At 65.2% G+C, this 19,420-nt stretch carries 17 protein-coding genes; 3 read left to right on the top strand and 14 right to left on the bottom strand.

Annotated features, from left to right (window positions below; translation table 11 throughout):
- Nucleotides 1–2: 2 nt before the first annotated feature.
- The 6 genes from ACSSVC_RS21095 to ACSSVC_RS21070 all read right to left on the bottom strand — a co-directional run bounded on the left by ACSSVC_RS21095 (nucleotide 3) and on the right by ACSSVC_RS21070 (nucleotide 5,839).
- Entirely contained in the window at nucleotides 3–1,310 is a 1,308-nt protein-coding gene (locus ACSSVC_RS21095; RefSeq protein ID WP_492611317.1) for an MFS transporter, read from the bottom strand.
- A gap of 161 nt (nucleotides 1,311–1,471) precedes the next feature.
- Nucleotides 1,472–1,861, bottom strand: coding sequence for a tautomerase family protein (locus tag ACSSVC_RS21090; protein WP_325984803.1), 390 nt, complete (start codon nucleotides 1,859–1,861; stop codon nucleotides 1,472–1,474).
- A gap of 135 nt (nucleotides 1,862–1,996) precedes the next feature.
- Nucleotides 1,997–2,854, bottom strand: a complete 858-nt coding sequence (hpaD, locus tag ACSSVC_RS21085; RefSeq protein WP_325984801.1) for a 3,4-dihydroxyphenylacetate 2,3-dioxygenase — start codon at nucleotides 2,852–2,854, stop codon at nucleotides 1,997–1,999.
- 54 nt (nucleotides 2,855–2,908) lie between these two features.
- Complete coding sequence (gene hpaE / locus ACSSVC_RS21080; RefSeq protein ID WP_325984799.1) at nucleotides 2,909–4,369, bottom strand: 5-carboxymethyl-2-hydroxymuconate semialdehyde dehydrogenase; 1,461 nt, start codon at nucleotides 4,367–4,369, stop codon at nucleotides 2,909–2,911.
- A complete protein-coding gene (locus tag ACSSVC_RS21075) occupies nucleotides 4,370–5,170 on the bottom strand; it encodes a fumarylacetoacetate hydrolase family protein (protein ID WP_346635412.1) in 801 nt (266 codons plus the stop codon).
- Between the two features lie 9 nt (nucleotides 5,171–5,179).
- Nucleotides 5,180–5,839 carry a fumarylacetoacetate hydrolase family protein gene (locus tag ACSSVC_RS21070; RefSeq protein ID WP_346635411.1) on the bottom strand — a complete coding sequence of 220 codons (660 nt, stop codon included), beginning with the start codon at nucleotides 5,837–5,839 and terminating at the stop codon, nucleotides 5,180–5,182.
- A 206-nt stretch (nucleotides 5,840–6,045) separates the two neighbouring features.
- Between ACSSVC_RS21070 and hpaA the strand changes: the two genes are divergently transcribed.
- Together hpaA and ACSSVC_RS21060 are read left to right on the top strand one after the other, a co-directional pair.
- Nucleotides 6,046–6,975 carry a 4-hydroxyphenylacetate catabolism regulatory protein HpaA gene (gene hpaA / locus ACSSVC_RS21065; RefSeq protein ID WP_346635410.1) on the top strand — a complete coding sequence of 310 codons (930 nt, stop codon included), beginning with the start codon at nucleotides 6,046–6,048 and terminating at the stop codon, nucleotides 6,973–6,975.
- Nucleotides 6,976–7,101: 126 nt separating this feature from the next.
- A complete protein-coding gene (locus ACSSVC_RS21060) occupies nucleotides 7,102–8,193 on the top strand; it encodes a DUF1176 domain-containing protein (protein WP_492611316.1) in 1,092 nt (363 codons plus the stop codon).
- 8 nt (nucleotides 8,194–8,201) lie between these two features.
- Here ACSSVC_RS21060 and ACSSVC_RS21055 read toward each other — a convergent pair whose 3' ends face one another.
- Genes ACSSVC_RS21055 through ACSSVC_RS21035 form a run of 5 tightly spaced genes read right to left on the bottom strand, consistent with a single transcriptional unit; the run spans nucleotide 8,202 to nucleotide 14,151 of the window.
- The gene (locus ACSSVC_RS21055; protein ID WP_492611315.1) at nucleotides 8,202–9,863 is read right to left on the bottom strand and encodes a GMC family oxidoreductase; all 1,662 of its coding nucleotides are present in this window, start codon (nucleotides 9,861–9,863) and stop codon (nucleotides 8,202–8,204) included.
- 35 nt (nucleotides 9,864–9,898) lie between these two features.
- A complete protein-coding gene (locus ACSSVC_RS21050) occupies nucleotides 9,899–11,200 on the bottom strand; it encodes a carbohydrate porin (protein ID WP_404937015.1) in 1,302 nt (433 codons plus the stop codon).
- Between the two features lie 51 nt (nucleotides 11,201–11,251).
- The gene (locus ACSSVC_RS21045) at nucleotides 11,252–12,316 is read right to left on the bottom strand and encodes a 2,3-butanediol dehydrogenase (protein WP_492611314.1); all 1,065 of its coding nucleotides are present in this window, start codon (nucleotides 12,314–12,316) and stop codon (nucleotides 11,252–11,254) included.
- Nucleotides 12,313–13,584 (bottom strand): MFS transporter, encoded by a 1,272-nt coding sequence (locus tag ACSSVC_RS21040; protein ID WP_404937013.1) that lies wholly within the window; start codon nucleotides 13,582–13,584, stop codon nucleotides 12,313–12,315. Before ACSSVC_RS21040 ends, ACSSVC_RS21045 begins: the two co-directional genes overlap by 4 nt.
- 33 nt (nucleotides 13,585–13,617) lie before the next feature.
- Nucleotides 13,618–14,151, bottom strand: a complete 534-nt coding sequence (locus ACSSVC_RS21035; protein WP_346635404.1) for a 2,4'-dihydroxyacetophenone dioxygenase family protein — start codon at nucleotides 14,149–14,151, stop codon at nucleotides 13,618–13,620.
- A gap of 307 nt (nucleotides 14,152–14,458) precedes the next feature.
- On the opposite strand from ACSSVC_RS21035, the gene ACSSVC_RS21030 reads away from it, so the two are divergent.
- Nucleotides 14,459–15,466 carry a helix-turn-helix domain-containing protein gene (locus ACSSVC_RS21030; protein WP_346635403.1) on the top strand — a complete coding sequence of 336 codons (1,008 nt, stop codon included), beginning with the start codon at nucleotides 14,459–14,461 and terminating at the stop codon, nucleotides 15,464–15,466.
- 648 nt (nucleotides 15,467–16,114) lie between these two features.
- On the opposite strand, the gene ACSSVC_RS21025 is transcribed toward ACSSVC_RS21030, so the two are convergent.
- The 3 genes from ACSSVC_RS21025 to ACSSVC_RS21015 all read right to left on the bottom strand — a co-directional run bounded on the left by ACSSVC_RS21025 (nucleotide 16,115) and on the right by ACSSVC_RS21015 (nucleotide 19,386).
- Nucleotides 16,115–17,236 (bottom strand): class II histone deacetylase, encoded by a 1,122-nt coding sequence (locus ACSSVC_RS21025; RefSeq protein WP_346635402.1) that lies wholly within the window; start codon nucleotides 17,234–17,236, stop codon nucleotides 16,115–16,117.
- 62 nt (nucleotides 17,237–17,298) lie between these two features.
- The gene (locus ACSSVC_RS21020; protein ID WP_404937012.1) at nucleotides 17,299–18,489 is read right to left on the bottom strand and encodes an MFS transporter; all 1,191 of its coding nucleotides are present in this window, start codon (nucleotides 18,487–18,489) and stop codon (nucleotides 17,299–17,301) included.
- A 24-nt stretch (nucleotides 18,490–18,513) separates the two neighbouring features.
- The gene (locus ACSSVC_RS21015; protein WP_404937011.1) at nucleotides 18,514–19,386 is read right to left on the bottom strand and encodes a transporter; all 873 of its coding nucleotides are present in this window, start codon (nucleotides 19,384–19,386) and stop codon (nucleotides 18,514–18,516) included.
- Nucleotides 19,387–19,420: the final 34 nt, after the last annotated feature.

Below are 19,420 nucleotides of genomic sequence, written 5' to 3'. Positions count from 1 at the left end.
GTTTATTTCTCCCGAGGGTTGACGATATGGGCAGGCACCCGCAGCACCAGCCAGGCGCCCAGGGCGATCAGCAGGGCCAGGGCATAGAGGGCGAGGCTGGCGCTTTGGGTGGCGTCACGCACCACACCAATCAGGTAGGGCGCGAGGAAAGCGGCAACACTGCCGAAGGAACTGATCAGGGCAATGCCCGCCGCCTGGGTGCTGCTGGCGAGAAAGGCCGGCGGCAACTGCCAGAACATCGGTAGCGCGGCGCTGGCGCCCATGCCCGCCACCAGCAGGCCGAACATCACCAGCCAGGGGTTTTCCGGGGCCAGCCCGGTGAGGATCAGGCCAAGGCTGGACATCAGCAGTGGTACCCCCAGGTGCCAGCGGCGTTCGCGCAGGCGGTCCGAGGAGCGGCCAACGCCGAGCATGAACAGGCAGCCGGCCAGATAGGGCAGGGCACTGAGCATGCCGACGTTGCTGTCCCGGGCGATGCCGGCGTGGTGGATCAGGGTCGGCATCCAGAAGGCGATGGTGTTCACCGCCAGCATCACCGCGAAGTAGATGCACACCAGCAGCCAGGCATGGCGGTCGGTGAGGATGTCGCTGAAGCGGTTGATGGACTTGCGCTGTTCTTCCTGTTGCAGCGCCTGCAACAGCTGGGTTTTCTGCGCCGGGGTCAGCCAGTTCACCTGCTCGATGCTTTCCGGCAGGGCCTTGAGCACCACCAGCCCGAGCAACACCACGGGCAAGCCTTCGATCAGGAACATCCATTGCCAGCCGCGCAGGCCGCCGAAGTCGTGGAAACTTTCCAGAATCCACCCCGACAAGGGCCCGCCAATCACTCCGGCCATGGGCACGGCGATGGCGAACAGCGCGGTGACCTGACCGCGGCGACTGGCGGGGTACCAGCGGTTGAGCAGCACCAGGATGCCGGGGAAGAAACCCGCCTCGGCGACCCCCAGCAGAAAGCGCAGGGCATAGAAGCCCCAGGCACTGTCCACCAGCATCAGGGCACTGGACAGCAAGCCCCAGACCAGCATCAGGAAAGCGATCCAGCGCCGTGGCCCGACCCGGTCCAGGGCCAGATTGCTGGGCACCCCGAACAGCGCGTAAGCCACGAAGAACAGCCCGGCGCCGAGGCCGTAGACGCTGTCGCTGAAGCCCAGATCCTGGGTCATCTGCAACTTGGCGAAGCCGATATTGATCCGATCCAGGTGGGCGAAGATGTAGCAGACGAACAACAACGGCATCAGGCGCCAGGTGATCTTGCGATAACAGTCGTTGACCTCGGCCACAGGAGCCTCGGCGATTGCGGGATGGGACATGGGGCGATCTCGTTATTGTTCTTGTGTGGGCCGGCTTGCCGGCGAAAGCGCACTCTGGGTTGGCGCAAGGCTTGCGGGCCTGTTCGCTGGCAAGCCAGCTCCTACGGGGCACATGGGCGTTGGTAGGAGCCGGCTTGCCGGCGAAAGCACCGGCACAATGCTCAGGCCTGTCCGCGCAGAAACTCATGCACGTTGTTGTGCTTGAAGTTCAGTTCGGCATCCAGCTCGCTCATCTCGAACGACAGGGCCAGCAAGCGCTGCGCCTGCAGCTCGGCGAAGTGCGCCTTGATGATTTCGAACAGCCCCTCGGCCACTTGTCGCCGGGTGGCCAGGTCACGACCGGCACCCACCTGCAGGCGCATATGGACAAAGGCGTAGTCGTGCTTGCCGTCGGCCATGCGCCAGGTGTCCAGGCGCACGCCGCGGCTGCGAATGCCCCCAAGGGGAAACACGCCAGTGGCGCCCAGGTAGTCATGAACCTTGGAGAACAGCCCCGGCAGATCGGCCGCCTGTTCGATGTTGTCGGTGTATTCAGCGATGAAATGGGGCATGAGGGCCTCCTTCGCAGGCAGCGGCAAGCGGCAAGCTACAAGCCGCAAGAGGGGACTCCTGTGACTTGGCGCTTGTGGTTTGTCGCTGCTGTCGATGTCGTCTTGCAGCGGGTAGCTCGGAGCTTGCAGCTGCTTCTAAATTTCAAAAATGGCGTTGATCTGACCGGTGCCGGAGCTGCCGAAGAGCGGGGTGATGATCTCGGCCGGGCGGTTGTATTCAGCGCCGCCCAAGAGCCCCAGGAGCATCGCCGTGTCATGCATGCCGCCCTCGCCATGGCAGCTGGCGGCGTAGTCCGGGAGCATGGCGCAGAACTCGCGAAAGCGACCCTGCTGCCAGAGTTCCACCACCCGCTGGTCCACCTGTTTGTCGAATTCCCGGGTCCAGTTGTGGATGTTGGCCTCGGCCTCGCGGTCGTTGGAGAAACGGTGGGACAGCGAACCGGACGCCAGCACCAGGACCTTACGGTCGCTCTTCTCGATGGCGCGGCGCACCGCGGCGCCGAAGGTGAAGCTGTCCTCAAGCCGGTGCCAGGCGCACCAGGCGGCGATGGACACCACCTTGAAGTGCTCGGCGGCGGGCACGTCCATGTGCATGTAGCGCATGGGCACCAGGGTGCCGTACTCCAGCTCCAGGCTGGGGATGTTGTGGGCCAGGGTGCGCACGTCGGCGGCGTTGGCCTCGGCGGCAATCAGTTGACCCAGCTCCGGGCAGCCCTGGTAGTCGTAGGTCATGTTCTTGATGAAGTGCGGCAACTCGTTGCTGGTGTAGGTGCCGTTGAAGGCTTCACCGCAGTTGATGTGGTACCCGCTGTTGACCAGCCAGTGCACATCGAACACCACCGCGGTGTCGGCCCCCAGCTCCCGGGCGCGGCGAGCAATTTCCTTGTGCCCGGCAATGGCCGCCTCACGGCAGCCGTGGTGCTTGCCCGGCAGTTCGGACAGGTACATCGATGGTACGTGGCAGACCTTGGCGGCCATGACGACTTCGCCCATGGTGCTTCTCCTGAAACATCTTATTGTTGGCGTGATCCGGGACGGTTCTGAACCTTACACGCCCCAGCGCGGGATGTGGTGGCTGCCCATGGAGAGGCAGACGTTCTTGATCTCGGCAAACACTTCAAAGCTGTACTCGCCGCCTTCGCGGCCGGTGCCCGAGCCCTTGATGCCGCCGAAGGGCTGGCGCAGGTCGCGGACGTTCTGGCTGTTGATGAACACCATCCCGGCCTCGATGCCCCGGGCCAGGCGATGGGCCTTGCCGATGTCCTGGGTCCAGATGTAGGAGGCCAGGCCGTATTCGGTGTCGTTGGCCAGTTGCAGGGCTTGGGCCTCGTCCTTGAACGGGATCAGGCACACCACCGGGCCGAAGATTTCTTCCTGGGCGATGCGCATCCGGTTGTCCACGTCAGCGAACACCGTGGGCTGGATGAACTGCCCGCGGGCCAGGTGCGCCGGCAGGTTGACCGGGCGTTCCAGACCGCCGGCCAGCAGCGTTGCGCCTTCTTCCAGACCGATGCGGATGTAGCCGGTGACCTTGTCGTAGTGGGCCTGGGTGATCATTGAACCGACCTGGGTCTTGGGGTCTTGCGGGTCGCCGACAATCAGGCGCTTGGCCCGAGCGGCGAATTCCTTGACGAACTGCGGGTAGACGCTTTCCTGGATGAAGATCCGGCTGCCAGCGGTGCAGCGCTCGCCGTTCAGGGAAAAGATGGTGAACAGTGCGGCGTCCAGGGCCCGTTCCAGGTCGGCGTCCTCGAAGATCAGCACCGGCGACTTGCCCCCCAGTTCCATGGAGTACTTCTTCAAGCCGGCGGTCTGCATGATCTTCTTGCCGGTGGCGGTGCCGCCGGTGAAGGAGATGGCCCGCACGTCCGGGTGGCGCACCAGGGCATCGCCGGCAGTGGCGCCGTAGCCCTGGACGATGTTCAGCACCCCGGCGGGAATCCCGGCTTCCACCGCCAGCCTGCCCAGCTCATTGGCGGTCAGTGGCGACAGTTCGCTCATCTTCAGCACCGCGGTGTTGCCCAGGGCCAGGCAGGGTGCGGTCTTCCAGGTGGCGGTCATGAACGGCACGTTCCACGGCGACACCAGGGCGCAGACGCCCACCGGCTGGTACAGGGTGTAGTTGAGCATCTGGTCGTCCACCGGATAGCTGTGGCCATCCATGCGGGTGCAGACCTCGGCGAAGAAGTCGAAGTTGTGCGAGGCCCGGGGAATCAGCACGTTGCGGGTCTGGTGGATCGGCAGGCCGGTGTCCAGGGTTTCCAGCTCCGCCAGATGCGGCACGTTCTCCTCGATCAGAGCGCCCAGGCGGCGCATCAGCCGGGCGCGCTCCTTGGCCGGGGTATTGGCCCATTTCGGGAAGGCGTCCTTGGCCGCGGCCACCGCCTGGGCGATTTCCTCGGCGCCGCCGCTGGCCACCTCGCCGATGGCTTCACCGGTGGCGGGGTTGTAGTTGGTGAACACTTCACGGCTTTCGACTTCGCGGCCGTTGATCCAGTGTTTGATCATTTATGCGTGCTCCTTGGCCACGGCAGTGGGCTCTGGTTGGGCGTGATGGGCGAAAAAATCGCGCTCGCTGACAATGCGGTTGACCAGCCGGCCGACACCTTCGATTTCCACCACCACCTCATCGCCGGGCACCACGTCGGACAGGCCTTCGGGGGTGCCGGTGGCGATCATGTCCCCCGGTTGCAGGGTCATGAAGCCGGACAGGTATTCAATCAGGTAAGGGATGTCGAAGATCATGTCGGCGGTGCTGCCTTGCTGACGCAGTTCGCCATTGACCCAGGTGCGCAGGGTCAGCTTGTTGGGCTCCGGTACTTCGGCGGCATCGATGATCCACGGGCCGACTGGCGTGGTGGCGTCGCGATTCTTCACCCGCAGGTTGGGCCGGTAGTAGTTCTCCAGGTAATCGCGGATCGCGTAGTCGTTGCACAGGGTGTAGCCGGCCAGGTAGTCCAGGGCGTCCTCGCGCTTGACGTTGCGTGCGGTCTTGCCGATCACTGCCACCAGCTCGCACTCGTAGTGCATGTAGGCGACGTTGTCCGGGCGCCAGGTCACCTGCTGGTGGCCGGTGTAGGTGCCCGGGGACTTGATGAACACCAGGGGCTCGGTGGGCGGCTTGAAGGCCAGTTCGGCGGCGTGGTCGGCGTAGTTCAGGCCCAGGGCGAACATGGTGCCGGTGGCCGGTGGCAGCCACTGCACCTGATCCTCGGCCAGGGTCCGGCCGTCTTCGAGCTCTAGGGTATTGGGGCCGGTGACCCGAGCTTGGTGGACCTGGCCCTGATAACGGATGCGCGCGTGTTTCATGTCAGTTCCTCATTCGGCAACGATGCTGTTGGCCAGGCGGCCCAGGCCGCTGATCTGTACTTCGACCCGGTCGCCGGGCCGCACATCGACCCGGCCCTCGGGGGTGCCGGTGATCAGCACGTCTCCGGCATGCAGGGTCATGAATTCGCTGATCTCGGCAATCAGCTGAGGGATGCTGCGCACCAGATTGGCGGTGCTGTTGTGCTGCACCCGCTCGCCGTTGACGAACAGCTCCAGGCTCAGGTCGTGGGGGTCGCTGATCTGGGCGGCCGGCACCAGTTGCGGGCCGATGGCGCAGAAGCCGTCCCGGCACTTGGCCTTCACCGCGGGGCGGTAGTAGCTGTCTTCCGGCAGGCTGAACTCGTTGACGATGGTGTAGCCGGCCACATGCTCCAGGGCGTCCTCCAGGCGCACGCGGCTGGCACGCTTGCCGATCACCACCCCCAGGGCCGGGCCCGGTTGCAGGCGTTCGACGTCCTTGGGGAACACCACCGGCGCCTCATGGGTATTGCGGGTGTTGGGGGTCTTGATGAACAGCACCGGTTTCACCGGAGGCTTCTGGTAGGGCGGCTGGGTGAAGCTTTGCAGATGGCTCTGCAGCAACCCTTGGTAGTTCAGCGCAACGCCGAACAGGGTGCCGCCGGCGTGATCGTTCAGTGCACGGCTCATCGAGCGTCTCCTGGTTCCTGGTGTCGGGGCCCGCAATGCGCTTGCCGCTCGCGGGGTGAATTCGTTAATGTATTAACGTTATATTTAATATGTTAACGATCGTCAAGCGACAGCCTGATCGATTGCTTCGTGCACTGGCGGGCAAGCCGTGAATCCCGCAGGATGCCAACGCTCTGCGTGCTGAAAAATAAAAACAGAAGGGTGCCATGAACCCACGCCAACCCATTCCCAATATCAACATCGGCCAGGTCTACGATCAGCGCTACGCCGATGCCCAGGTGCATTACGACAAGCTGAGCAATCTCGCCGGCTTCTTCGGGCGCAACATGCCCGTGCATCGCCACGACCGCTTCTTCCAGGTGCATTACGTGCAAAGCGGCGCGGTGCGGGTCTATCTGGACGACCAGCAATACCTGGAGTCGGGACCGATGTTCTTTCTCACGCCACCGACCATTCCCCATGCCTTCGTCACCGAGGCCGACAGCGAAGGCCACGTACTCACCGTGCGCCAACAGCTGGTGTGGGAATTGATCGGTGCCGATCCGACGCTGGCCCCCGCGCCCCAGGTGCCGCCGGTGTGTGTGGCGCTGGCGCGCCTGGGGCCGGAGTTTGCCGGTGAGGTGCGGCGCCTGGAGTCTCTGTTCCAGGAGTTGCAGCAGGAAATCGGCGGGCAGGGGGCTGGGCGCGAGCCGGCCCTGGAAGCCCTGACCCGGCTGCTGATGATCAGCCTGCTCAGGCTTTCGGCCAATTCCCTCAAGGCCCGCCCGGCCCGGCATGAAGACTTGCAGATCTTCCATCGCTTCAACGAACTGATCGAGGCCCGCTACCTGGAGCACTGGCCCCTGGCGCGCTACGCCAGCACGCTGGGGGTCACCGAAGCGCGCCTCAACGACGTCTGCCGTCGCATCGCCGATCTGCCCTCCAAACGCCTGGTGTACGAGCGCCTGATGCAAGAGTCCAAGCGCTTGCTGCTGTTCACCGCCAGCTCGGTGAATGAAATCTGCTACCAGCTGGGCTTCAAGGATCCGGCCTATTTCAGTCGGTTTTTCCAGCGCTACGCCAAGACCGCACCGGGGGAATACCGGGCGCGCCAGGGGCTGACGAACCCGCCAGTGGCCGAGGCGCCCGGCCCCTGAGACCGCGGGAAGGGCAAGGTTGACCGCGGGGGCCGCGTGGCGTTGCACAGACCGTCGCCAATGGCTGTATTCGAAGCCTTTCGACCATGGCAGAATCCGCGCCTTTGCCCGACAAGGAGCGTCGTCATGCTGCGTGCCGTTGTGTTGTCCCTGCTGGCGCTTGGCGCCACGCCGTGCCTGGCTCGAGAGCTGCCGGAACTGACGCCGCTGTGGCTGCAGCAAGAAGGCTGGATCAGCGCGTGCGACAACCGCCGCGACTGTCAACTGCTCTACGCGCCGAACATCGCCTTTGCCGAGCAGGTCAACCACCTGACCCTGTTGATCCGCAGCCAGGCCGGTCCCGAGGGCCAGGTGCAGCTGCAACTGGAACACCAGGGCGCGCCCTTCGATCCGGCCGCGCTGCGCCTGGATGGCCAGCCGCTGGAACCCGGCTTGCTGGCAGCCCTGGTGCAAGAAGTGGAGGCCTCCGACAGCACCCGTCAACAACAGTACTTCCGGGTTGACGATCAGGCCCTGGCCCGGCAATGGCTGGCGCGGCTGCGCACCGGGCAGGTGCTGGAACTGCCGGGAGAGGAGCCGGCCCAGGTGCAGCTCAAGGGGTTGCCGGATCTGCTGCAACGGGTGGATCAGGTACAGGAACGCCTGGGTACGGTCAGCGCTCTGGCGGCTCCCGGCGCGCAACCGGTCAGTGCGGTGCCCAGGGTCCAGGCGGCCAAGGCCCTGGGCGCCTATCCCGGGGTGACGCCCCTGAGTGCCCGGGAACGCAGCGGGCTGCGGGCAGCGGTGCAGAAAACCTTGCCGCCGCCCAAGTCTGAAGAGGACGACGACTACGTCATGCCGCCGAGGATCGAGCTTTATCCCCTGACCGCGCAGCAGGCGCTGGTGTTCGAGTTCTCCGACTGCGGCGCCTACATCTGCCTGTTCGATATCAGCAGCCGCTCGCGCACCGCGCCCTATGCGCTGCAACCCCTGCAGATGCAGGCATTGCCGAACGGTAGCGTCGACCATGCCGGGGGCATCAACTATTACCCCGAGACCGGCGAGCTCAGCAGTTTCCTCATGGGCCGCGGGATGGGTGACTGCGGTGAAATGGCCAGCTGGCACTTCGACGGCCAGGCCTTCCAGCTCACCGACTACCGGCGCATGCCCAATTGCAGTGGCCTGGGCTACGACAACTGGCCGGTACTCTGGAGTGCCGAGGCGCCGAAGCGCCCCTGAGCCCCGGTTCAAGTGCATGTTTCGCCTTGAGGCATGCTGCGCGGTTGCGCCGGTGCCGTGCCCAGCAGCAGGTCGGCGGCCTTTTCCCCGATCATGATCGCCGCCGCGTTGGTGTTGCCGGTGATCAGGCTCGGCATGATCGAGGCGTCCGCCACCCGCATACCCTGGAGGCCGTGGACCCGCAGTTGATCGTCCACCACCGCCAGCTCGTCATGGCCCATCTTGCAGCTGCCCACCGGGTGGAACACGGTGCCCAGGTGCTGGCGAATCCATTGCTCGATCTGCTCCTGGCTCTGTACCTGCGGGCCGGGCACCAGTTCGCCCTTGAGCCGCCGGGAGAAGGCCCGGGTCGCGGCCAGCTGGCGCACCAGGCGCAAGCCGGCCACCAGTTTGCGCAAGTCCTCGGGGTGGCTGAGGAAGTTGGCCTCGATCAGCGGTTTGTCGTGGGGATCGGCGGAGTTCAGGCGCACCCGACCTCGGCTTTGCGGGTGCATCACCGCCACATGCAGGCTGATGCCATGGCCCACGGGAATCAGGCGCTGGGGCTGGTTCTTCAGGGCCGGGGCGACGATCAGCCCCAGCTCCGGCACCGGGTCCTCGGGCGTAAGGCGCAAAAAGGCCCCGGACTCGACGGTGTTGGAGGTCAGCGGGCCCTGGCGCCGGGTCAGGTACTGCCAGGGCGAACGGGCCAGGGGCAACAGTCCCTTGGGCGAAAGGCCGTAGCTCAGCTCGGGGTCGCTGCGGTACATCAGCACGATGTCCTGGTGGTCCTGCAGGTTCAGGCCGACCCCCGGCAACGGGTGGCGCGGCAGGATGCCGTGGGGTTTCAGTTCCTCTGCCGGGCCGATACCGGAGAGCAGCAGCAACTGCGGCGAGTTGATCGCCCCGGCGCACAGGATCACTTCCCGGCGCGCCTGCAACTGACGGACCTGCCCGTTCTGACTGATCTCCACGCCGCTGGCGCGAGTGCCTTGCAGCAGCACTCTGTGGGTCAGGGTGGAACTGAGCAGGGTGAGGTTTTCCCGCTGCAGGATCGGATGCAGGAAGGCCCGTGCCGCGCTGCAGCGTTCGCCGTTGATCTGGGTGACATGGAAGGGCCCGAAGCCTTCCTGTTCCGGGCCGTTGAAGTCCGGGTTGTAGCTCCAGCCCAGCTCCGTGGCCGCTTCATAGAACACCTGATTGACTGGGCTCGGGCTGCGCTGCTCGGCGACGTTGAGCTCGCCGTGCTGGCCATGCCAGGGCGAGTCTCCCGGTTCGAAATGCTCCGAACGCTTGAAATAGGGCAGCAGCTCGTCATGGCTCCAGCCCTGGTTGCCGGCGGCAGCCCAGCGGTCGAAGTCCTGACGGTGACCACGGATGTAGATCATGCCGTTGATGGCGCTGGAGCCGCCCCAGACCCGGCCACGGGGGCAGGGGATGGGCTGGTCGCCGCTGGCGGCCTGGGCGCTGAATTGATGCATCCAGTTCCAGCGCGGGTTGGCGATGAGGCGGATGATCCCCGCCGGGGTGCGCACATAGGCGGCGGGCAGCACGGTGCGGTCACTGGGCCCGGCCTCGATCAGGCAGACCTTGAGCTTGGGGTCGGCGGACAGACGGTTGGCCAGCACGCAACCGGCGGAACCGGCGCCCACCACGATGTAGTCGAAGGTTTGCGTGGTGTGTTCACTCATGGGGGATACCTCTTGGGCAGTCACAGAAATCCATCTCACAGCCCCAGCAGCGAGCCGACGTCGAGGGTCACTTGCAGGCCGACGACAAAGCCGTTGCCGCTCAGCTCGCGGGCTTCGGGGTTGTAGAAATTGTCCGGGTTGATCAGGTACTGGACGCTGGGCTCCAGGGCCAGTTGCCGGGTCAGGGCGATGTGGGCGTTGGCTTCCAGGGCATAGACATTGCGCTCGCCCAGGCGCGGGTCGCCGCCGTTGGCGGTCCGTGCCTGCTGCTGGAAGCGCAGTTGGTGATCGTTGAGGCGCAGGTAGCTGGCCTTGAGGTTGAGCTTGTCCTGGGGCCGGTCGAAGGGGGCGAGGTAGGTCAGCCCGGCTTCGGCGAACTGGCTGAAGGGCTGTTTATCGTCGGCCGCCGCCGACAGCGAACCGAACAGCAGCAAGGCTTGGGGCGCAGTACCGGTGCCGGCGTCGGCGCGCCACAGCGACTGCTGGAACTTGAAGAAGGCGCCGCCGCTGCCGAATGCCATGGCCCCGGTCAGCGGGTCCACCTGCTTGGAGGTGTTGTAGTAGCCGTTGAGTTCGTAGTGGGAGCTGTAGGCATCGCGGTTCTGGCTGCCGATGCCCAGCAACAGACTGGTGCCGCTGGCGTCGTCGGTACTGAAATCCAGGCCCTTGCGCTCCTTCAGGTAGTCCACCGGGTTGGATTCGAAGGCGCCGCCGTGCACGTACCACTGGGGTGTCAGCTGGTACTTCAGGTAGCCGCCCCAACTGCCGTAGGGCGGCGGCAGGATGCCGGTGGAAGAATCGATGATCGGGTCGTTGCAGGTGATGGTGCTTTCGCAGTTGTAGATATAGAAGTAGCGCCGCGCGTTGGTTCGCCCCAGGCTCAGGTCGACCTGGCCGTCGAGCCAGGTCTGCTGGTAGGTCAGCAGGCTCAACTGGTTGCTGGTGAGGTCGTTGTGGATCGGCGCGCCGCCGAAGTAGCTGCCGGCGGCGCCCTGCCAGTTGCGTGAGGTGGGCACGCCGGTCTGGTGGTCGAGGATGAACAGTGTCTGCTCGAAGTGCAGCGCTGCGCCGTCGAGCCCGGCGAAGGTCCCCAGGTTGATGTCGGCGCCGACGAACAGATCGCCGCTGTTGCCGAAGCTGTGGGGGCGGGGGCCGGTGTCGAGGTTCTTCATGGCCAGGCTGAGAAACTGCACGTGGGGCGTAATGCCCCGGTCGGCCAGGTAGTCGCCCAGACCGGACAGCGGCCCGCTACGAGGCGCAACTGGGGCATCGGCGAAGCAATCAAGGGGCAGCAGCAGGGCTGCCAGCAGCGGGCACAGCGCATAGGAAGCATTCATGTCGGGTACTCGTTTCTTGTTGTTTTTGTCTTGAGTGTTGAAACCGATGGCTCAGGCCTCGGCCAGGGCCGGTGTCGGGTTGACCAGCACCTTGATCTGACTCTTGTCGTGCAATAACACCTCGAAACCCTGTTCCACCGCCTGCTCCAGGGCCAGGCAGCGGGTCACCACTCGGGACAGGTCCAGGCGTCCGCTGGCCAGCAGCTCGATCAGTTCGGGATACACATGGCGGTAGCCGACACTGCTGAGCAGGCGCAGTTCGTTGTTCACCAGATGAAAGGCGTCGAATTGCACCTGACCCATCAAGCCCACCAGCACCGCTTCACCGCCCTTGCGCAGGCAGTGCAGGGCATGGCTCAGGGTCTGCTGGGTGCCGGCGGCCTCAAAGGCCGTGTCGAGGCCGCCATCGCTCAGTTGCCGCAGGTGTTCCTGTAGTTGCGGATCGCGGCCGTCCAGGGCGGCCGAGGCGCCGAGTTCCAGGGCCAGGCGTCGGCGCTGCGGGTCCAGGTCCACGGCGTAGATGCGCTCCACGCCCCGCAGCCGTGCCAGCAGGATCAGCAGCAGGCCGATGGGGCCCAGACCGAACACCACGCAACTGTCGCCGGCCATCAGGCTGCTCTGGTTCAGGGCGTGGTAGGCCACCGCCGCCGGCTCCAGCACGGCGGCCTGCTTGAAGCTGACGCGCTCCGGCAGCAGGTGCAGCATGTAGGCGGGCACCAGCGCCTGCTCGGCAAAACCGCCGTCGCCCATCAGGCCGATAAAACCCATGGAGTCACAGAGGTTGTACTGGCCCATGCGGCAGTACTGGCATTCACCGCAGCGATACTCCGGCTCCACCGCCATCCGCTGCCCCAGCAGACGTGGGTCGACGCCGGGGCCCAGGGCCACCACTTGGCCGCAGAACTCATGGCCCAGCGTCAGTGGCGCCCGGCAGCCGGACAGCGGATGGGCCGCGTGCTGGGGAATCGAGTGCGGCCCATCGGCGTACTCATGCAGGTCGCTGCCGCAGATACCGCAATAGGCCACCTGCAACAGGACTTCCCCGGGGCCGGGCTGGCGCAGTTGTACCTGGCTCAGGCGCAGGTCCCGGGCGGCGTGCCAACGCAGTGCGTTCATGGCTGGTTTCCTTGCAGGACAGAGGAGGCGTCGGCGTGCCGGCGCTGTTGACGGGCCAGCACCGCCGGGGCGGTTTCCTTGAGGAACAACGCCAGTACCGCTGCCAGCAAGGCGCCGCCACATGACATCCACATGACGATGGACAGGCCGAAGCGGTCGGCGGCGAACCCGGCGATGGTCGGGGCGACGAAGCCGCCCACCAGTTCACCAATGCCCATGATCATGCCCAGGGCCGTGGCCATGACTTCACGGGGCACGGTCTCCGCCGGAATGGTGGCCATGAACAGGGTGAAACAGCCCAGGCCGGTGTAGGTCAGCAGCATCAGTACGCCGAGCATCCAGGGCGAAGACGCGTAGAGCAGGGCCATGGGGCAGCAGGCGGCGATCAGCGAGAACAGCACCAGGGTCGGTCGCCGGCCGATGCGATCGGAGATCGCCGGCACGCCGAAGCCCCAGAGCACCCAGGCGCCGCCCAGGCAACTCATCACCGTGCCCATGCTGGCCGGGCTGTAGTCGCGGACCTTGACCAGAAAGGTCGGGGTGAAGGAAATCAGAATGATGAACCAGGTCAGGAACACGCAGCTGATCAGGGTGCAGAGCACGATGTTGCGACTTTTCAACAGGGCCAGCCGATGTCCGCCGCCGTTGCTCGGTGCGGCGTTGGTCCGGGGCTCGCCCCGTGGCGGGTCCGGGTGCACGTAGCGCCAGATCAACAGGGCGATCAGCAGGCCGGGAACCAGCGAGATGATGAAGGCGTGGCGCCAGCCATAGGCTTCGGCCAGGGCGATCAGCACCGGCGGTCCGATCACGGCCCCCAGCAGCCCGGCCGCCGAGCCTTGCAGCAGGCCCATGTTCAGGCCCCGGCGTTGGGGCGATGAAGCCTCAACCATCAAGGATTGCGACAAGGGCAGGATCGGCCCTTCGGCCAGCCCCATGATGGCGCGAAACAGCAGCAGGCTGAGGAAGCCGGTGACCAGCCCGGAAAGGGCCGAGCACAGGGAAAACAGGATCACCGCGACGATCAGCAGCGGCTTGCGCACGCCTCGGCGGTCCGACCAGGCGCCCACCAGGGCACCGGACACCGCCCAGGCCAGGGCCAGCACCGACGACAGCATGCCCAGGTGGCTGTTGCTCAATTGCAGTTCGTCGGCCATGAAGGGGAACAGGAATGACAGCGCAAGACGATCGAAAAAGACGAAGCCGAAGGTCAGGAACAGCACCCCCAGCAAGGTGTTCTCGTAACCGGCCTTGTTGTTTTTATAAGCCATGGTGGTTCTCCGAGGAGGCGTGAGAAACGCCGATCAGCGAAACAGAGTGTCGATATGGGCCGCGCCCAGGCCGATCTTTTCGTAGTGTTCGCGGCACAGGGCGATGTAGGAGTGCACGTCGAAGTAGCCGTCGGGCTCGCCCTGTTCGTCGAGCCAGATCAGCGGGCCCTTGACGATGAAGAACACCCGCATCGGCTGCTCGTGCTCGTAGGCCACCAGGGTGTGGCCTTCGCCCGGGGTTTCGTAGACGAAGTCGCCGGCGCTGGCGGTCCACTCATGCTCCAGGTAGCCCCACTTGCCGGACAGGGTGTAGGCGAAGACTTCGTGGGGGTGGTAGTGGCGGTTGACCAACCCGGCACTGCGGGCCATGAGGATGTCGCACCAGCGGTTCTCGCTGGGGGAAATCCACAGCGGTCGCGAAGACACGGTTTCGGTGAAGGGCACGTACAGGCTCAGGTCGTCACTGGCGGCATCCGGCAGGTAGACCTCGGGTTTGGCATCGGGCTTGAAACAGTTGGCGATGGGTTGCAGGTCTTTCCAGAACTCACGGGTGGCGGCTTCAGGCATGGTCGACCTCGATTGTTGTTATAGGGGGGCGTCATGGGGGTGACTGAGGTGACTTTAGGCCCATGGCTGGGCGCCGGTTTGATCGAATCGGACCGGTTTGTTGTCTGTTTCGGACAGGGATTTTTCCTACCGAAAATAGCGATGTAATGAGGTCGTTCCGGCGAACGGCTCCCACTGCGTTTCAAGTTGACAGGCTATATAGTTCAGATGTTAATGAATGGCCGCAGCCCGCAGATCATGCGGCCCAGGTGCCCGGACACTGCCTTGCCGTCCGGGGAACATCCCGCCGCCCATGAGAAGAACAACAATGTCTCCATGCGCCTTGCTCGAAACCCGGCACGCCAGCACCCAGGCGGTCGACCCGGATCACCGCCTGAGGTTCTGGGAGGACTACAACGCCAGCACCCTGGTGGGGCTCAAGTGCAACTCCTACGCCGAAGACGGTTTCATGGCCAGCCAGGACAACCTGCAGTTGGGTGCCATGCGCCTGGCGCGCATCGTTGGCAATGAACATGTGGTGGAACGCGACACTTCGATGATCCGTGGCGTGCCCAAGGACTCGATCTTCGTGTCCCTGGTCACCGGCAGCGGTTCGTTCTTCTATCAGGACGGCGCCTGCCAGGTACTGGAGCCGGGGGAACTGGTGGTCTACCGCACCGACAAGCCTTACCTGTTCGGCTTCTCCGGGGCGATGCGCCAGTTCATTTTCGATATTCCCCAGGAGCAGTTTGCCGCGCGCTGTCTGAAGCGTTTCGACCGGACGCTGAAGATCAGCGTGCACAGCGGAGTCCAGCGCCTGTTGTTGCGCACCCTTGGGGAGCACACCCGGGCGTTTTTCCAGCAGCCGCTGTGTGGCGAGGCCGAGGCCTATCAGGAGCAGGCCTTCGAACTCCTGGCCAGCATCATCGCCGGACAGGTGGGAGAGCGGCCCATCAATGCCCTGAGTGCCTCCTACCTGCTGGCGGCCAAACAGTGCATCCATGAACAGTTGGGGGACCCGACCCTGAGCTGCGAACGGGTCGCGGCCCAGACTGGTATTTCTACCCGGCACCTGGCCCGGCTGTTCGCCATGGAAGACACCGTGCCCAGCCGCTTCATCCTGGAAAAACGCCTGCAGCAGGCCCGCCAGCTGCTCTGCAGCAGCCAGGGGGCGGGCCTGGACATCAGTGAAATCGCCTACCGTCATGGCTTTGCCAGCCAGGCGCATTTTGCCCGGGCATTCAAGGCTCGTTATCAGCACACACCCAGTGAAGCGCGGGCTCAGGGCGCCTTATCGGAGTGGCCAGTAACAGCCCCGGGTGCCCATCAGTCCTGAGAGTCGGAGGGTGAGTCCGGCAAGTCGCTTTCGGGACCACCTCGTGTTGCATGCCTGGAGCAGCGACAGAGCTCCCCCAGGCCGCACCTCTGCAACAGGTCATCCAGGGCGGCCCTGGGCATCGTGGGTGGGCTTGGTTGCGGCGGGATCTCGGGGCTGTTCCGCAGTTGGGCCGCGCGGTGCAGCAGTCGGCTCCGGGCGCAGTGCCAGAAGCCGATTTCGTCGAGGTAATCCGTGGTTTTGCGGTGCATGGACATCTCCTTTGTCTCAGCGGGAACGCAAGTGACTCGTTGCCGGACAGCACTGGCATCGAGGGAGGGGCGGACAAGCAGACGGGCAGCCCCGCGCGCGCGGCACACCCGGCCTTCAAGGCCTGGGGCGCAGCGGCACGCAGGGTTATTGGGTGTTGAGGTGCTTGTCCTGAGGGTCATGTAGCTGAGGAGAGGATAGGAAACCTTTCAGCTTTGCCGAGACCAATGTGCTGGACAGAGAGAATGCCTTCGCCGGCCAGTCGGCCCCTACAGCACGATCGTAGGAGCCGGCTTGCCGGCGAAGAGGCCGAAACGGCCCGTGAGGCTGACTGTCCGGCGACGGGCGCTGCCGGACAGTTGGCGACCGGTGATCATCGGCCACCACTGCAAAGGGAATTTAGCGACCGGCGGCCTCTATGGCCTCGGCCTGGCGGTCCAGCAACTGGCGCTGGAAGGTCATGAAGGCTTCCTTGGGTTGCTGCAGATGCACGAAGGCCAGCATCGGGTCTTTGACCGCGGTGCGCACGCCCGACAGCGCCTCCAGGGTGGCCAGCCCACAGAAGGGCACATAGGCCTCGGAGTAGCCGCCTTCATGCACCAGCACCAGGCGCCCCCCGCACAGGCGTTCGGCGGCGTCCCGCAGGCACTGGGTCATCTCGCGGAAGGAGTCGCTGTGCAGCAGCATCCGCGCCAATGGGTCCACGGCGTTGGCGTCATAGCCGCAGGCGACGATGATCAGCTCGGGTTCGAAGCGTTCCAGGGCCGGTATCACGATGCGCTGCATGGCGTACAGGTAGGCGTCATGACCACCACCGGGCAACAGCGGGACGTTGATGTTGCAGCCCAGCCCGGCGCCGCGGCCACGGTCCTGTTCACCGCCGTAACCCGCTGGAAAGCAGCCGTCCTGGTGCAGGGACAGGGTCAGTACGTCGGCCCGTTCCTCGTAGATCGACTGGGTGCCGTTGCCGTGGTGCACGTCCCAGTCGATGACCGCGACCTTGCCCAGTCCATGACGGGCCTTGGCGGCCTCGATGGCAATGGCGATGTTGGCCAGGAAGCAGAAACCCATGGCCTGGTCGCGGGTGCAGTGGTGTCCCGGTGGACGGGACAGGGAATAGGCGTTATCGGCTTCGCCGCTGAGCACGGCGTCCACGGCGGCCATGGCCAGCCCGGCGGACAGCTTGGCGATTTCATAACTGCCGGGGCCCACCGGCGCCTCGTCACCGAGGTGACCACCACCGGCATCGCTCAAGGCCTTGAAACGTTGCAGGTAGGCGGCACTGTGGACCCGCAGCAGGTCGTCTTCGGTGGCTGCTGGGGCACTGCGCAGGTGCAACTGTCGGGTCAGGCCGGAGACATCCATCAGGCTTTTCAGCCGGCGCTTGGTTTCCGGTGATTCGGCGTGCCCGGCGGCAGACGGCGGCTGGACCCAGCCGCCTACCGGGAGCGTCAGGACGTGGGGGCCGCCGCTGTGCCACAGGCAGAGTTCATCGAAGAAAAAAGCGGTTCTACAGGTCATGGTGATATCCATTTTTCAAGGAAAGTGTTGTTCAAGGACGCGCTGGCGCTGCCCGGTGGCAGTCATCGCCCTTGGGGATGGGAAGGGGCCTGGAGGGCGGGCCGGCAGCTGAGTACCAGGGCCAGGGACAGCAGGGTGATGACGGCGCCCCCCAGCAACAGGCCCTGGAAGCCGCCGCTGCTTTCGATCAGGCGTCCGGCGAGGGTCGGGCCTATGGCCAGGCCGGCGCTGATCACCAGATTGGAGGCGTTCATCAACCGGCCGCTGCGATCCATCTCTGCCATGCGTGCGAGGATCAGCGGCAGGATGAAGGTCCAGGTGAACTTGAACACCAGCGCCGCCAGCGCGAAGCGCGCCAGCTGCGGCTGCCCCAGAAGCAGCAGCACCGAGCCGGCCATCAGGCCGTAGCCCAGCAGGAGCAGAGCTCTGCGGGGCAAGCGGTCGCCGAACAGGGTGGCGCACAAGGCGCCGACTATGCCCATCAAGGTGGCAATGGCCAGGATGTCGCCGTTGGTCTGCGCCGAGAGGCCGGACTGGCTGCCGATGGAGCCGATGAAGGTCCAGACGCCGCTGAGGCTGATGTAGAAGGTGAGGATGCCGAGAATACCCAGGCTCGCCTTGAGCCAGGAGATCGCCGGGGCTTGCGGGGCGTCGACGGCCGGGCGCGCAGCGCCTGCTGGAAAGCAACGGGCCAGGGGCAGGCACAGGGTCATCAGCAGCGCCAGGATCAGGTAGCAGGCCCCCAGGCCGAAGCGTTCGAAGAGCATCGGCAGCAGGCTCAGGCCGACCGCGCCCAGCACCAGCTGGCCCATCACCCAGAAGCCGTAGGCACGGCTGGGGCTGGGGCTGGCGGCAGCGCTGGCCAGGCAGATGATCATCAGCGAGCCGCCGGCCAGGGCACTACCAATGCGCGCCATCAGCAGCAGCGAATAGTCATGGGCCAGCATCGACAGCAGGTTGGCGCAGATGAACAGCACGGCGCTGCACAGGGCGGCGCGGCGCCAGTCGATGTGTTTCAGCCACCAGATGGCCGGCAGCGTGGCCAGGCTCATGGCGCCCAGTTCGGCGGAGAACAGGTCGCCGATCTGTGCGGGGCTCAAGTGCCACTGGCTGGCCAGTTGGGCGGCGATGGCCGGGGCCATCAGCAGCACGGCGGGAGTGATGGCGGCGAACAGCACTATGGCTGCCAGCAGCCCCAGGGGTTGGCGGGTGGCCGGCGCGGTGGGGCTCAAAACAGGGTTCTGGGTGTTCATGGACAGGCTCCAAAGGCAAGGGATTCAGAACACGTGGACCAGGCGCAGCAGGGCGTCGGTGCCGGCAAAGCCGTTATCGGTGGCGACGTTCTGCGACAGGCTGAACATCAGCTGGTTGCGCTTGTCCAGCCAGTGCCCGAGCTCGAAGCCGACCTGGGTGTAGCGCTTGTGGGTGTCGTCGATGCGCCGGTCGTTGATCCGCAGTTCACCGCCATCGGCGTGGATCAGGCGCAGGGCGCCGTAGGTGCTGGGGGTGAAGTCGTAGGAAGCGAAGGCTTGCAGGCGATAGAGCGGGTCCTGCTTCAGGTCACTGCCGAAATAGTCGTCGTTGGTGCCGTACAACTGGGCTTCGAGGTTGGCCTCCAGCACCCATTTCTCCCCCAGGCCCTGGGTGTAGTTGTAGACAAAGGTCGCGCCCCAGCGATTGGCTCCCGGGGAGACGTCCGGGTTGCGGCTGTGGTACTCGCCCACCGGCAGCGTGATCAGGGTCAACAGGCCGCTGTAGGTGCGGGTTTGCGGCTGGTTGATGAAAAACAGCGTGCCCCCCACCTGGGGATCGCCGAAGCCGCTTTCCCCGGTATGGCGTTCGGCGCCGGGCAAGCGAGCGTTGATGTCGGCGAAGGGCACGATGAACTGGGGGGTGCAAAGGGTGCCGCACAGGTCGCTGAAGAACACCTGGCGGTAGGCCATGGCATTGACTCGCAGCTCGGCCTTGCCGGTGCTGTCGGCCGGGCCGTGAAAGTCGCCGGCGCGGGTGGCCGGCAGGTACAGCACCCCCAGGCTGGTACCCACGGGGGCGGCGAAGAAGTCCCGGGCGTTGAGGTCCGCGGCGTTGAGCGACAGGCTGGCCAGGGCGCCAGCCACGGCCAGGGTGGTACGGGTAATGAGCCTTGTCATGGGCGGTGCGTCTCTTGTTGGCGTTGTTGTTCGG

This window comes from Pseudomonas sp. E1BtOHC1, from assembly GCF_058744285.1.
The sequence above is the reverse complement of the archived record's forward strand: the minus strand, read 5'-3'. Positions and strand labels throughout refer to the sequence as shown.

Excerpts from the sequence above, each read along its gene's own strand:
- ACSSVC_RS21050 (WP_404937015.1), bottom strand. The coding sequence starts at position 11,200 with ATGAATGCTTCCTATGCGCTGTGCCCGCTGCTGGCAGCCCTGCTGCTG.
- ACSSVC_RS21090 (WP_325984803.1), bottom strand. The coding sequence starts at position 1,861 with ATGCCCCATTTCATCGCTGAATACACCGACAACATCGAACAGGCGGCC.
- ACSSVC_RS21070 (WP_346635411.1), bottom strand. The coding sequence starts at position 5,839 with ATGAGCCGTGCACTGAACGATCACGCCGGCGGCACCCTGTTCGGCGTT.
- ACSSVC_RS21025 (WP_346635402.1), bottom strand. The coding sequence starts at position 17,236 with ATGACCTGTAGAACCGCTTTTTTCTTCGATGAACTCTGCCTGTGGCAC.
- ACSSVC_RS21055 (WP_492611315.1), bottom strand. The coding sequence starts at position 9,863 with ATGAGTGAACACACCACGCAAACCTTCGACTACATCGTGGTGGGCGCC.
- hpaE (WP_325984799.1), bottom strand. The coding sequence starts at position 4,369 with ATGATCAAACACTGGATCAACGGCCGCGAAGTCGAAAGCCGTGAAGTG.
- ACSSVC_RS21045 (WP_492611314.1), bottom strand. The coding sequence starts at position 12,316 with ATGAACGCACTGCGTTGGCACGCCGCCCGGGACCTGCGCCTGAGCCAG.
- ACSSVC_RS21040 (WP_404937013.1), bottom strand. The coding sequence starts at position 13,584 with ATGGCTTATAAAAACAACAAGGCCGGTTACGAGAACACCTTGCTGGGG.
- ACSSVC_RS21020 (WP_404937012.1), bottom strand. The coding sequence starts at position 18,489 with ATGAACACCCAGAACCCTGTTTTGAGCCCCACCGCGCCGGCCACCCGC.
- ACSSVC_RS21075 (WP_346635412.1), bottom strand. The coding sequence starts at position 5,170 with ATGAAACACGCGCGCATCCGTTATCAGGGCCAGGTCCACCAAGCTCGG.
- ACSSVC_RS21060 (WP_492611316.1), top strand. The coding sequence starts at position 7,102 with ATGCTGCGTGCCGTTGTGTTGTCCCTGCTGGCGCTTGGCGCCACGCCG.
- ACSSVC_RS21035 (WP_346635404.1), bottom strand. The coding sequence starts at position 14,151 with ATGCCTGAAGCCGCCACCCGTGAGTTCTGGAAAGACCTGCAACCCATC.
- ACSSVC_RS21015 (WP_404937011.1), bottom strand. The coding sequence starts at position 19,386 with ATGACAAGGCTCATTACCCGTACCACCCTGGCCGTGGCTGGCGCCCTG.
- hpaD (WP_325984801.1), bottom strand. The coding sequence starts at position 2,854 with ATGGGCGAAGTCGTCATGGCCGCCAAGGTCTGCCACGTACCATCGATG.
- ACSSVC_RS21030 (WP_346635403.1), top strand. The coding sequence starts at position 14,459 with ATGTCTCCATGCGCCTTGCTCGAAACCCGGCACGCCAGCACCCAGGCG.
- hpaA (WP_346635410.1), top strand. The coding sequence starts at position 6,046 with ATGAACCCACGCCAACCCATTCCCAATATCAACATCGGCCAGGTCTAC.
- ACSSVC_RS21095 (WP_492611317.1), bottom strand. The coding sequence starts at position 1,310 with ATGTCCCATCCCGCAATCGCCGAGGCTCCTGTGGCCGAGGTCAACGAC.